General features: G+C 60.3%; 13 protein-coding genes. 2 read left to right on the forward strand and 11 right to left on the reverse strand.

What is annotated here, in order from left to right; genetic code table 11:
- Positions 1-87: 87 nt before the first annotated feature.
- The 3 genes from VI215_02345 to VI215_02355 form a co-directional block, all read right to left on the reverse strand.
- Positions 88-456 carry a response regulator gene (locus tag VI215_02345; GenBank protein ID HEY6191147.1) on the reverse strand — a complete coding sequence of 123 codons (369 nt, stop codon included), beginning with the start codon at positions 454-456 and terminating at the stop codon, positions 88-90.
- Between the two features lie 64 nt (positions 457-520).
- Positions 521-1930: a glycosyl transferase family protein gene (locus tag VI215_02350; protein ID HEY6191148.1), complete on the reverse strand. Its 1410-nt coding sequence runs from the start codon at positions 1928-1930 to the stop codon at positions 521-523.
- A gap of 3 nt (positions 1931-1933) precedes the next feature.
- Entirely contained in the window at positions 1934-3103 is a 1170-nt protein-coding gene (locus VI215_02355; GenBank protein ID HEY6191149.1) for a hypothetical protein, read from the reverse strand.
- 254 nt (positions 3104-3357) lie between these two features.
- Between VI215_02355 and VI215_02360 the strand changes: the two genes are divergently transcribed.
- Both VI215_02360 and VI215_02365 read left to right on the forward strand, forming a co-directional pair.
- Positions 3358-5085, forward strand: a complete 1728-nt coding sequence (locus VI215_02360; protein ID HEY6191150.1) for a lamin tail domain-containing protein — start codon at positions 3358-3360, stop codon at positions 5083-5085.
- 180 nt (positions 5086-5265) lie between these two features.
- On the forward strand, positions 5266-5844 hold the full coding sequence (locus tag VI215_02365) for a hypothetical protein (GenBank protein ID HEY6191151.1): 579 nt from the start codon (positions 5266-5268) through the stop codon (positions 5842-5844).
- Between the two features lie 154 nt (positions 5845-5998).
- Here the strand turns inward: VI215_02365 and VI215_02370 are convergent, their stop codons facing one another.
- The 8 genes from VI215_02370 to VI215_02405 form a co-directional block, all read right to left on the reverse strand.
- Complete coding sequence (locus VI215_02370; protein ID HEY6191152.1) at positions 5999-6358, reverse strand: zinc ribbon domain-containing protein; 360 nt, start codon at positions 6356-6358, stop codon at positions 5999-6001.
- A 69-nt stretch (positions 6359-6427) separates the two neighbouring features.
- Positions 6428-7630, reverse strand: coding sequence for a pyridoxal phosphate-dependent aminotransferase (locus tag VI215_02375; protein HEY6191153.1), 1203 nt, complete (start codon positions 7628-7630; stop codon positions 6428-6430).
- Complete coding sequence (gene coaD / locus VI215_02380; GenBank protein HEY6191154.1) at positions 7627-8130, reverse strand: pantetheine-phosphate adenylyltransferase; 504 nt, start codon at positions 8128-8130, stop codon at positions 7627-7629. Before coaD ends, VI215_02375 begins: the two co-directional genes overlap by 4 nt.
- Before the next feature lie 21 nt (positions 8131-8151).
- The gene (gene rsmD / locus VI215_02385) at positions 8152-8697 is read right to left on the reverse strand and encodes a 16S rRNA (guanine(966)-N(2))-methyltransferase RsmD (protein HEY6191155.1); all 546 of its coding nucleotides are present in this window, start codon (positions 8695-8697) and stop codon (positions 8152-8154) included.
- Positions 8694-9566: a hypothetical protein gene (locus VI215_02390; protein ID HEY6191156.1), complete on the reverse strand. Its 873-nt coding sequence runs from the start codon at positions 9564-9566 to the stop codon at positions 8694-8696. The genes rsmD and VI215_02390 overlap by 4 nt, the downstream gene beginning before the upstream one ends.
- Complete coding sequence (locus VI215_02395) at positions 9563-10045, reverse strand: helix-hairpin-helix domain-containing protein (protein ID HEY6191157.1); 483 nt, start codon at positions 10043-10045, stop codon at positions 9563-9565. The genes VI215_02390 and VI215_02395 overlap by 4 nt, the downstream gene beginning before the upstream one ends.
- Before the next feature lie 42 nt (positions 10046-10087).
- Positions 10088-11263: a molecular chaperone DnaJ gene (gene dnaJ, locus VI215_02400; GenBank protein HEY6191158.1), complete on the reverse strand. Its 1176-nt coding sequence runs from the start codon at positions 11261-11263 to the stop codon at positions 10088-10090.
- A gap of 2 nt (positions 11264-11265) precedes the next feature.
- Complete coding sequence (locus VI215_02405) at positions 11266-11910, reverse strand: nucleotide exchange factor GrpE (protein ID HEY6191159.1); 645 nt, start codon at positions 11908-11910, stop codon at positions 11266-11268.
- Positions 11911-12032 lie beyond the last annotated feature (122 nt).

The raw sequence follows: 12032 nt of genomic DNA on the forward strand, positions 1-12032 counted from the left end.
CGCAGATTTGCGGCGCTCTGCGCCGCGACCAGGTTCGGACGCGGAGCGTCCGGGTATGCATTCCGCCGCGGAGCGGCGGAACGAGGGCTATTTCGAGAGCACCCTCCGGATGGAACTGACCAGGGAGGTGAGGTCGTACGGTTTCGTCATGTAATCGTTCGCGCCGTTTTTCACCGCCTCGATGGCGACCGAGAGGTCGTCGACGGCGGTCAGGACGATGACACGGGAGGTGATTTTTTTTCCGCGGATATGTTTCAGCACTTCGATCCCGTTCACGCGGGGCATCCGCATGTCCAGGAGCACCACGTCGAACGTGTGCTTCCCGAGCATGTCGATACCCGTGTCGCCGTCATCGGCGGTTTCCACCTTGAACCCCTCCCCCTCGAGCTGATTTTTGACAAGCTCTCTCAGGGCGTCTTCGTCGTCCACATACAGCACGCGAGTCTCTTTTGTCATGACACTCCTCTTTCGGATTGGTGGGATACGCTTGCTTCTACCTCCTGGACGAAGGAACCATGCCTCATCGCGTTGCCCGCTCCACGGCAGTCGGGAAACGGTTGTCGGTCTTTTCCCACTTGAGGTCCCGCTTCCTCATCCTCGCACGGTAAAACATGAACAGCGCCCTCCCGGTCGCGCTGAAATTGACGATGTTCGAGATGGGCAGCCGCACGATGCTGAGCGTGGCGGCCCAGAGTCCGTACACGCGCCGCACGCTCACAAACCTGTGTAGTATCCGCCATAACATGAGCGACGTATCAAGCACGACGAGGTCGAACAGCATCGTCCCCTTCACGACGATCGGCGGAAGCTGGTGCTGCGGGGCGAAGCCGAACCGTATTGCCTCGTACGCCATAAAATAAAGGATGACGAGGTAGGCAAAAAAGTTGATGACGTTTGTCATCACCGCCTTGCGGTCGCGGTAGAGGACGAAGCGGAACCTGGCATCCCCCTTCCACCCGATCAGGTTCCAGGATTGCAGGCAGATGCCCGTCACCCACCTGCTCTTTTGACGGATCGAAGCGCCGAGCTTGTCGGGGAAAAAGCTCCGCGTCGCGCAATTGATCCCGAACGGGTCGTGCACGAAGAGGAGTTTCGCTTTCCCGAGCGCCAGGCGGAGAGCGAGGTCGTAATCCTCCGTGAGCGATTTCGACCGGAAGATGTTCTTCGCGTACGAGGTGCCGACGAATTCGATCAGCCAGCGGTTGTACGCGGTGCCCACCCCCGCGGAGGGGACGAACCCGCTGAAGCGCTGGCGCACGTGGAGGTCCTTGGTATGGTATTCGGCGAACTCGTCCGCATACGCCCAATGGACAAGATTCGTGTGCGACATGTTCAGGGGAAACACCGGCATCTGAACCATGTCATATTCGGGGATGAGATAATTTTGAATCTTCAAAGACATGGGGTGGATGACATCTTCCGAATCATGCTGAAGAACGATGTCGTAGCGAACGCCCGTCTTGTTCTCCCACCGGATCATCCCTTCGTGGATCTGGTTGAGATTGTCCGCCTTCGTCGTAGGACCCGGATGGGTGGACACGACCGCATGGACGTTCGGAAACAACCCGCTGACCTCCTCCACCCGCTTGATCGTTTCCGGGTCGTTCGGATAAACGCCCACGAAAATGTCGTAGTTCTTGTACTGGATCGTCCGGCAGGCGTTCAGAAGCATCTTGTCGATGACGTCGAATTCGTTCCAGGCGGGAACGAAGATCGCAATCGGTTTTTCCTCCACCTCGTGGAGTTTTTCCGGTGACTCGCGTGTGTACTTCGTGAAGCTCTTTCTGTTCAGGAGATAGTGGAACCAATAGTAGAGGTCGATGAAGACGTCGTCCAGCCCGCTGACAAACAGGAATGCGGCCACGATGAAGGTCGCGACATAGAGCACGTGATACGATGAACGGAAGAATTCTATCAGCCAATCGAGCATGGGTCAGAACGTCCGGTCGAAGATGAGGAAAAATCTGAACGAGCTGTAATACGAGTCGTACGGCACAGGCGGCCCGCCTACGTCCCAGTAGGTCCCCCGGTGAAACTCGGCGGCGAGATAAAATCCCCAATCCACGTCAGGGATCAGCCGGAGTCCCACGCTCCCTTCGACTTCATTGTTGTAGAACAGTTTTTCCGTGTCCCTGACGAGATCTCCGCGGAGATAGACGTCGCCCGCCGTCTTCGACACCTCAAGCACGCGGAGCCCGAGACGCCCCTGCAGATACCCGATCCCGTCCTCGTAGCGCGAGTAGTAGCCGAACGAGCTATACATGTCCGCCCACGGGTAAAAAGGTGTTTTCACCTCCGGGTGGACGTTGAACGGGGCGTAGATCCCGTAGGAGTAGACCGCGACGGCCCTGAAATCGTTTCGCGGGCTCGATGAAGTCGGGCGTGAAACCACGTCGAAGGCAATCCCCTCCTGGACGCTGACGGAGAGCCCGGTCAACGGACGCGCCCGCAACCCCAGCCCCAGGATCAGCGAATTGTCGGAGAAAATCACAGGCACTTGTCCGCCGCCGGACCGCGCGTCGCCCGAATACATGACCGTGCCGTACGCGCCCAGCTTCCGGTCGGATGTGAGCGAGTATCCCCGCTCAAGGTTGAATTGAAAAAAGGTCGTATTCCATCTCGTGTCGTAGTAGGGCGCCGCGTAAACGCGGGTCCACCAGTCGGACGCCGAGCCGGTCGGGGACGAGGCGGCGAGCTGGCTGTTTGCCGCATCGCGGATGTCGGGATAACGGCTATCCCGGAGCGATTGGAGCAGGGCGTCCGATTCTTCCTTCCGGCCTGCCGAGGAGAGAGCGTAGGCAGCCTGGAGCCGGGTTGAATCGGACGGGTGGAAGCGGTCCGCGGCAAGAAAATGCGCGGCGGCCAGATCGTACTGCTTCTGGGACTGATAGAGGTATCCAAGCTGCATCCGGACGAGCACGTTCGTCGAATCCATAGCCGCAGCGCGTTCGAAGAGCGCCGCCGCATCCGGCGAGTGGGCGGCGAGCGATGCATACGCCCGCGACAGCACGACTGCGAGGGACGTATCTCCCGATGCCTGGCTCCTCACCGAGCGAGGGCAAGCCAAAACGAGAACCGAAGCTATGAGGAGGCGGATAATCAATGAGAATCCTGGAATGGGGCCTTCGATTGCAGCCTTTAATTCAGCAGGAATATATAAAAAAATTTAGAAAGAAGCCGTGACGTTCATCAATCAAAAACCCTTCATTTCAAACCGGTTATTGCATATCGACGGCAAAAGAGGTATCATTCCATTGACCTCCGAATCGAGGTCGCTCCAGATTGAAGCACCATCCTGCCGGCACACGGCGCGCCTCCCGGGCAACACATTCACCTGTTACAACAAAAGGGGGAGGTATGCGCACTCTATATGTATTCCTGCTCGTCACACTCATCGGGATCGCCCAGGCCCAGATCAGACAGTTTCCATTCAGGGAGAATTTCGACACGGTTTTACTTCCCGCCCTTCCTGCCGGGTGGGTCACTACTTCCAACCGCTCAGCTGCGGGCGATTTTGTCACGACACACTCGGTCCCCTTCTCCGAATCGACCGCAGTGGTAAGCACGAATGCGACGCTTTCACAGACCCTCGCCGCTCCGGTCCTGGATTTCACGGACCGGGAACCCGACAGCCTGACTTTTTACGAGCGGCGTTCGGCCAGCCATAATTCCGGTCTGCTCGTGGAGGCTTCGACCGACGGAGGCGCCTCATTCGGGATCCGGATCGGCGATACGTTGAAAAACGCAGGCGTAACCTCTTACGTTCCACGCACGTACCGGCTTCCCGAAATCCTGGTCGGCCAGACCTCCGTCCGCATACGGTGGAATATTCTCGGGGATGGAACAGGTTCGACCGGTACGATCCGGTTCGATGACGTCGTGATCTCGGCAAGGGCGGCGTTTGACGCCGCGGTGACCGGACTGGTTTTTTTCCCGGCGATACCGCGCGCCGGCGATTCGGTGGGGGTCAGAGCGACGATCAGGAACGCCGGCACCTCGGCGATCGGAAACCTCAAGGTCGATTTCTACGCCGACGCCAACGCGGATTCGCTCCCCGGGATCGAAGAACTCTTCGGATCCCCGGTCTCGGATCGCGCGCTTCAACCGGGAGAGACGCTCGCGGTAGAATCGACCCTCCGCAATCTGACCAATGGCGACAGAACCATCATCGCGGTCGTACGGCTGCCGGGCGACCGGAATGCGTCGAACGACCTGCTCCGAAAAACCCTCTCCGTCGCGTTCGCGCGCGCCACGCTTATCGTTAACGAAATCATGTACGACCCCCTCCCCGGAAACTGCGAGTACGCGGAGCTCCTGAACCGGAGCCCCGTGCCCGTCGATCTTCACGGTTGGAGCATCTATGATGCGGGCGGAGTCGGTGGAAGCGCGCACGTGATCGCGCGCTCGGCCTTCGTCATCGGTCCCGGAGAGTATGCCGTCATCGGGTCGGATTCCTCCCTCTTCTCGCGCTTCCCCTACCTGGCCTCTGAATTCTCTCACGTCGCAATCAAACCGGGCGCGTTCAGCCTCAATAATTCAGGCGATGAGGTGAGAGTGACGGACGCGACCGGGACGACGATCGACAGCGTCCATTACCTCCCGGGGTGGCAGAACCCCAACCTGGACGATCCCGGCGGGCGGTCGCTCGAGCGTATCAACCCCGGCCTGGCGGGAAACGACCCGCGCAACTGGAGCACCAGCGCTTCCCCTCTCGGGGGGACGCCGGGAAGAACAAACACACTCTTCACTCCGGCCCCGGCGCCCGGCGGTTCGATTTCATTTTCGCCGAATCCGTTTTCACCCGACGGGGACGGGTTCGAGGACGCCACAATCATGAGCTACTCGATACCGGCCCGGAGCGCGGTCATACGCGCCAGGGTCTTTGATTCCAGGGGAAGGTTGATCCGGATCCTGGCGGACGGAGAGCCGAGCGGACCGAAAGGCGAGTTGATCTGGGACGGTTTCGACGACGACCGGCGCAAGGCCGGGATCGGGATTTATGTCGTTTTCCTGGAGGCGCGCGATTCGGACGGGCGAACGCTGGATGCAGTCAAGGGGGTTGTGGTAGTGGCGGCAAAATTGTAGTTCCCACGCGGAGCGTGGGAACGGGTAGCCGCAGCCTTTAGGCTGCGGGCCCACGCGGAGCGTGGGAACTGCGAACTTTCACGGGGATGCCATTGTTCGTGAAGAAAGACCTCAACCGGAACGGTGAGATAGCTGAGTCATGCATAGAACGCCTCAATTCACTTCAGAAAGGAGCAAGTCATGACAATCAACCGGAATACGAGTCTGCAGGCGCTGATTCTCCTCGCGACCGCCCTCCTCTTGTCCCAACCGTCCCCCGCCCAGGGCCAGAAGCAATTTGCGAACCAGGGGGTAGCCGAGCTCGGCGGAACTTTCTCCTTCCAGAGCATCACGCCGGTCGGTAACGGTGTTTCGGGGAACAACTATACGGTCATCTCCTTTTCCCCCACGTTCGGCTATTTCGTGGCCGACGGAGTGGAGATCGGCGTCGATCCGTTCGGTGTCAATGTTGTCAGCGGGAGCGGGTCCTCGTTCAGCCAGGTGAATCTATTCTTCAATGCCGCCTACAACTTCAAAACCGAGAATGCAGGGTTTCCGTTTATTGAAGGCCTGATCGGTTATACGGAGGAATCGGACGGGTCGAAGACACACGGGGCGAGCTGGGGATTTCGGGGAGGGATCAAGGCGCCGATCGCGGGCCAGGCGCTCGTGAATATCGCCGGACAGTATATGCAGGTCACTCTCGATCCTGAGGATGCGGTGAACCGCTACGGATACAATCAGTTTTCCGTCGGCGCCGGGCTCACGATATGGCTCTGAGCGGGGTAACGAAAACGCAGGAGAGGCTTCGGTAACCGGGGAGATCCTTCGCGGAGTTTACACTGAGCGAAGCGAATGTGCTAGGGATGACAGTCCATTGGGTAGCCGCAGCCTTCAGGCTGCGGTCCCACGCGGAGCGTGGGAACGGGATGCGTTAGGATGACGGGCTTGAATCTCCGCCCGATTTCTTGTCGCTCTCCCCTGAAGGCTTCGACTCGGATTTCGATTCCGGCATACTCTCCGGTTTCGTATCACCTTTTTGTTCTTGCGCCGCGTCTTTCTTTTTGTCGGAAGCCGGCGCTTTCTTATCCTGAGAGGAGCCCGCAGAGCTCTTCTTATAGTCGGTCGAGTAGAATCCGCTCCCCTTGAAGACGAGGCCGGCGCCGCCCCCGATCATCCGCACAAGCGAATCCTTGTGGCAGACCGGGCAGGTCACCAACGGCGGGTCGGAAAACTTTTGAAGCTCTTCGAACTCGTGCTGGCACGAGTTACAACGGTACGCGTACGTAGGCATCGTTCATCCCGTTAGTGTTTCTCTTCTTCTGCAGCCTCTACAATAGAGCGATCGTGGCGCGAGTCGACCTCAGAACGCCTCGCGCAGTTTCTTGCATCCGGAAGCGATCCGGTCAAGCCCCTTCTCCAGCTCCTTCATCGAGCAGGCGTAGGAGAGACGCAGGTGGTCCTTGGCGCCAAAGGCCCCTCCGGGGACGACGGCGACGTGCTCCTCGCGCAGGAGGAAGTGGGCAAGGTCCATATCGTCCCTGATGAGCGCGCCGTTGATCCGTTTTCCCAGGACCGTCTTCATCGAAGGGAAGAGATAAAACGCCCCCTTCGGTTCATGGCACTCGATTCCCGGGATGCGCGACAATTCCCGGTACGCAAAATCCCTTCGGCGGTTGAATTCCTTCACCATCTCCCCCACGTCGCCTTCCGGCGCCGACAGCGCCACCGCCGCGGCCCGCTGCGAGACCGAGGAGGCATTCGACGTCACCTGGCTCTGCACCTTCGCCGCCGCCTCGGAGACCGGCCCCGCCGCTCCCAGATACCCGATCCTCCACCCCGTCATCGCATACGCCTTCGACACGCCGTTGACCGTGATGACCTGGTCGGCGATCGCCCTGATGCTTCCGATGCTGAAATGCCGCACGCCGTCATAGATCACCTTTTCGTAGATCTCGTCCGAGATCACGAAGATGCCGCTCTCCTTCACCACGTCGGCCAGCTCCTCGATCTCCCCCTGCGTGTAGGCGTTGCCGCTCGGGTTGCCCGGCGAGTTGAAGATAAAAGCCTTCGTCTTCGCGTTGACCGCCTTCCTGAGCTGTGCCGCCGAAATCTTGAAGCCCGCTTCGCGCGAAGCGGAGACGATCACCGGACGCGCATCCACCAGCTTCACAATTTCGGGATAGGTCACCCAGTAGGGAGCGGCGATAACCACCTCGTCTCCCGCGTTGCAGATCGCCTGGAGCGCGTTGTAAATCGAGTGCTTGGCCCCGCACGAGACGAGAATCTGCGATTTCCCGAAGCGCAGGTTGTTATCCCGTTCGAATTTCGCGGCGATGGCCGCGAGCAGCTCGGGGATTCCCTGGTTTGCCGTGTAGTGGGTGAAATTCTCCTCGATCGCGCGAACCGCCGCCATCTTGACGTGCGGGGGCGTGGGGAAATCGGGTTCTCCCGCGGTGAGGTTCGCGACGTCGACCCCCTCCGTTTGCATCCGGCGCGCTAGTTGCGTGAACGCGAGCGTCGAAGACTCTTCGATCCGCTGGACTTTGTGGGAAAGGGACTTCACCCCGGGCGCGACTTTCTCCTCACGGAGCTCATCCGTGCGGCGAGCCGGCGCCGGACGCCGGGCGGGACAAACTCCTTCACGTCTCCGCCCAAAAGGGCGAGTTCCCGGACGATGCTGGAGTTCAGGTACGTGTACTTTTCATGGGGCATCAGGAAGACGGTCGCGAGCCGGCCGTCGAGCTTCCGGTTCGTGAGCGCCATCTGGAATTCATACTCGAAATCGGACACGGCCCGGAGCCCGCGCACGATTGCCGTCGCTTTCTTCGATCGGGCGTACCGGACGAGCAGCCCTTCGAAGCTGTCTACTTCGACATTCTTGAACCGGCCGAGCGATTCCGAAATCATCTCCACCCGCTCCGCCGCCGTGAAGAGGGGCGTTTTGGAGGTCGTGCGGGCCACGGCGACGACGACGCGGTCGAAGATTTCCCTCGCCCGCTCGACGACGTCGATGTGCCCGTTCGTGATCGGATCGAATGTCCCGGGATAAATCGCAATCCTCATGGTCGTGGACCCTTCCTGGACTTACGCATGAACGAAGAAACTGAGATGGGTGGCGCCGAACTCTTTCCGCAGCGCGAGGCGGTAGAGCGGGGAGAGACTGAACTCCGTCCGTTTGGCATGCTCAATGATAAGAAATCCGGCTTTCCCGAGCAACCCCCGCTCGAAGATCGCGCCCGGAAGAAGCGGCGTCTCGGGGTACGCATAGGGCGGGTCCGCAAACACGAGTCCGTACTCTCCCTTCTCGCGGCGGGCGAACGCCAGAGCATCGTCGCAGACCAGCGTGCACTGTTCGAGACACTCCAGGTTGCGGGCGTTTTCCTCGATAACGTCGAGAGCCGAAGTCTGGTCGTCCACGAAGGTCACCTCCGCCGCCCCCCTGCTCAGAGCCTCGAAACCGAGGCTCCCCGTCCCCGCGAACAGGTCCAGGACCCGCGCGTCTCCGATGGGGTACCGGCTCTGGAGCGAATTGAAGATGCTCCCCTTCACCACGTCCATCGCGGGCCGGATGCTCTTGTCGGGCGCCGCCAGGAGCCTCCGCCCCTTGTATTTTCCCGTGATGATTCTCAATGGCTCCTCAGCGCGCTCCCCACCGCGGAGGCGAAGCGATGCTCCTTGCCCCGATAGGAGTCGAACTCGCCGAAGGAGGAAGCGACTTTCATTTCCCTGAACGGGTTCAGGTTCGTCACCGCCGATGCAAATCTCTTCCCCGCCTCTTCCGTCAACCCGGGGCTCACCGCCGGCCCGTGAAGGAAGATGTCCGAAACGGAAAACGAGCTCAGTCGGTCCGCCAGGACATCCAAAACGGCCGGCGCCGACTCGGCCCGGGCGGTCCGGTAGTGTATCAGCTTTCCCCGGTTGATCAACCCGACATCGACACGATTCCGCATGACGTGCACCAGCGCCACCATTTTCGATTTGACTTCGGGGTTCGCGAGAAAGAGGGCGTGCTGGGCCCCGAAATGATTCGTGCCCACGTCCTCCAGGCCGATGTTTTTCGATCGAAGCGACGCTTCCGCATGTTTAAGAAGCGATTTCCGGTAGGCGACGACCAGCACGTCCGAAAACTGCCGGTGGGCGTGGGTTTGCAGGAGGTGCTTTTCGCGCGTGTATGCTTCCGGATCGAAGGCCGGAATGAGGTTGGACAATTCCCAGACGATCTGGTCCTGCTCGTCGGATCCGCTCAGCGAACTGTCCGACGGGAAGCAGTGCTGCACGGCCTCCGCGTGATCGAGCGCGACCGACACCCGCGAGACTTTCCTCAGGGCCTTTTCTTTTCCCGCAAGCAATTCCTCGAGAAACCAGAGTTCTCTCTCCCCGGCCCGCGCGAATTCCCCGAGATACTTCAGCCGGACGTCCCCCTTCTTCACCTGGAGCACCGCGAGGTGCGCCCGGTCGTCGGCGACGCTGATGCCCGCGACATAGGTTCCGAACATCATGGCCCCACCGTGCAGTAGGGGGAGATCCGGTCGAGCTTCTTCCGGCCGATCCCCCGGATATTCATCAGCTCCCCGACCGTCGAGAACGACCCGTTCTCCTCGCGATAGTCGAGGATCCGTTCGGCCATCGCCTCGCCGATCCCCGGCAATCTCGTCAATTCGTCTTTGGATGCAGTGTTGATATTGATACTTCGCGGAAGTAGTTGAGAGGCGTATTCGTTTTTCGCGCGGCTCTGCGGGCCGGATCCGCTCCCCGCGGACTCGTCCGCCCCGGAGGAGTCGATGCGGTCCAGAAGCCGGGAGCGGGCCTCGAATTCGGAGTCTGATGCCGCGTAGTCAAATGCCGGCCTTTCCGTCCTCGAAGATTTAACCACCTTGAGGCCGATTCCAAGAAGGAATGCCGCCACAAGGAACAGGACGACCCGGCCCTCCTGCGGGGTGAACCCGAGGTTCCTGTTCAGTTCGTTCAACAAGCGCATGAGCCCTCCCTCCCCGGCGCAAAAAGAACCTCGTCCGGGCGCCTACGAGAAGATGTTCTTCATCTTCTCGAAAAAACTCCTGTCGGAATGCGCCGAGCGGTCGCCTTCCTTCGGTTTCAGGTACTCGACTTTCGAGAATTCCTTCAGCTGTTCCTTCTCTTTCCCCGAGAGGTGGGTCGGGATCCAGACGTTGACGCGCACAAGCTCGTCGCCGCGCGCACCGCTGTTCAGGTCCGGGATCCCCTTGCCCCTCATGCGGAGAATTTTCCCCGATTGAGTCCCCGCCTCGATCTTCAACCTCGACCGGCCGGCAAGCGTGGGGACCTCGACCTCGGTCCCGAGCACCGCTTCCGGAAAACTGATCAGCAGATCGAGAAGGATATCCTGGCCGTTGCGCTGGAAGAGCGCGTGGGCCTCCTCCTCGATGATCACGAGCAAGTCGCCGGAGCCGCCGCCTCGCTGCCCCGCATTTCCCTGGCCGCGAAGAGGGATGTAATTCCCCTCGGACACGCCCGCCGGGACGTTCACCTTGATCGTGGTCTCGCCCTGGACGCGTCCTTCCCCCGAGCAGGTTTCACACGGATCCTTCACGATGTGTCCCTCGCCGTTGCAGTTCCGGCAGGTGGAGACGTTGACGAACTGCCCGAAGACGGACCGCGATACGTGCCGGATCTCTCCGGTCCCGTTGCAGTTCTTGCAGACCGTCTTCGAGCTCCCGGGCTTCGCGCCGCTCCCGGCGCACGTGTCGCAGACCTTCCATCGCTTGATTTTCAGCTTCTTCTCGACCCCGCTTGCAACCTCCTCCATCGTCAGCTTCAGCCGGATTTTCAGGTCGGAGCCCGGAGGGCCGCTCTGCGCGCGCGAGCGGGCGCGTCCCCGCCCCCCCGCAAAGACCTCTTCGAACATGGTGCCGCCGAACGCGGAGCCGAAAATGTCGTTGAAGCTTGAGAAAATATCGTTGACGTCCGAGAATCCCCGGTAGTCGGCTCCCTGCCGGAGCCCCTCATGCCCGTACTGATCGTAGCGCTGCCGCTTCGACTGGTCTCCGAGGATCTCGTATGCCTCGGCCGCCTCTTTGAATTTCTCCTCGGCCTCCTTGTTGTCGGGGTTCCGGTCGGGATGAAACTGGAGAGCGGCTTTCCGGTACGCTTTCTTTATCTCCTCGTGGTTGGCGCTGCGGGAAACGCCGAGGATCTCATAATAGTCGCGCTTCGCCACGGTTACCTCGTTTCCTCCCGTTCCGGCCCGCCCGCGCCGCCGGGTGTTTCTTCGCCCGGGGAGCTGTCGGCGGCGACCACGACCTTCGAATGCCGGAGAACCTTGTCGTTCAGCATATACCCCTTGTCGACCTCCTCGATCACGGTATGGGGCGGGACGTCGTTCCGCGGCATCTGAAGGAGCGCCTCGTGGAGATGCGGATCGAACGGCTTGCCGAGCGCCTCGATCGGCTTGATTCCCTGCGCTTCGAGGATTTTTCTGAACTTATTGTAGATGAGCTCCATTCCCCGCCGGAAGGAATCCTCCCCTCCGCCCGTCGCGGCGCCGGGCTGATCGCCTCCCCGTCCGGCCATCTTAAACGAACGCTCGAAGTCATCGAGGACCGGAAGGAGCTTCAGGATCAGGTCTTCGTTGGAGAACCGGACGATCGAGGCGTAATCATTATCGACCCGCTTCTTGTAATTGTCGAACTCGGCGGCCTTCCGGAGGAGCTGATCCTTATACTGGCTCACGCTCCCTTCGAGTTCCGCGATCCTCGAGGCGAGCAGGTCGGCATCGCTCATTCCCGGCACCTGGGGGGCGCCGTTTTCCATCTCGTGCTCTCCTTCGGGAAGATCGTTCTTCCGCACCGGTTTCTTCTCGGTCATTCAGATCCTGGGGCCTTGTGGGGTGCTTACGGGAAAAATCGCTAAAAACACACTAAATAATATGAATTTCCGGGCACTTTGTCAAGGTAACTCCCGGCCATGTTCTTACGTATACTCTTAGG

This window comes from Bacteroidota bacterium, assembly GCA_036522515.1.
Lineage (GTDB): Bacteria > Bacteroidota > Ignavibacteria > UBA10030 > SZUA-254 > VBOC01.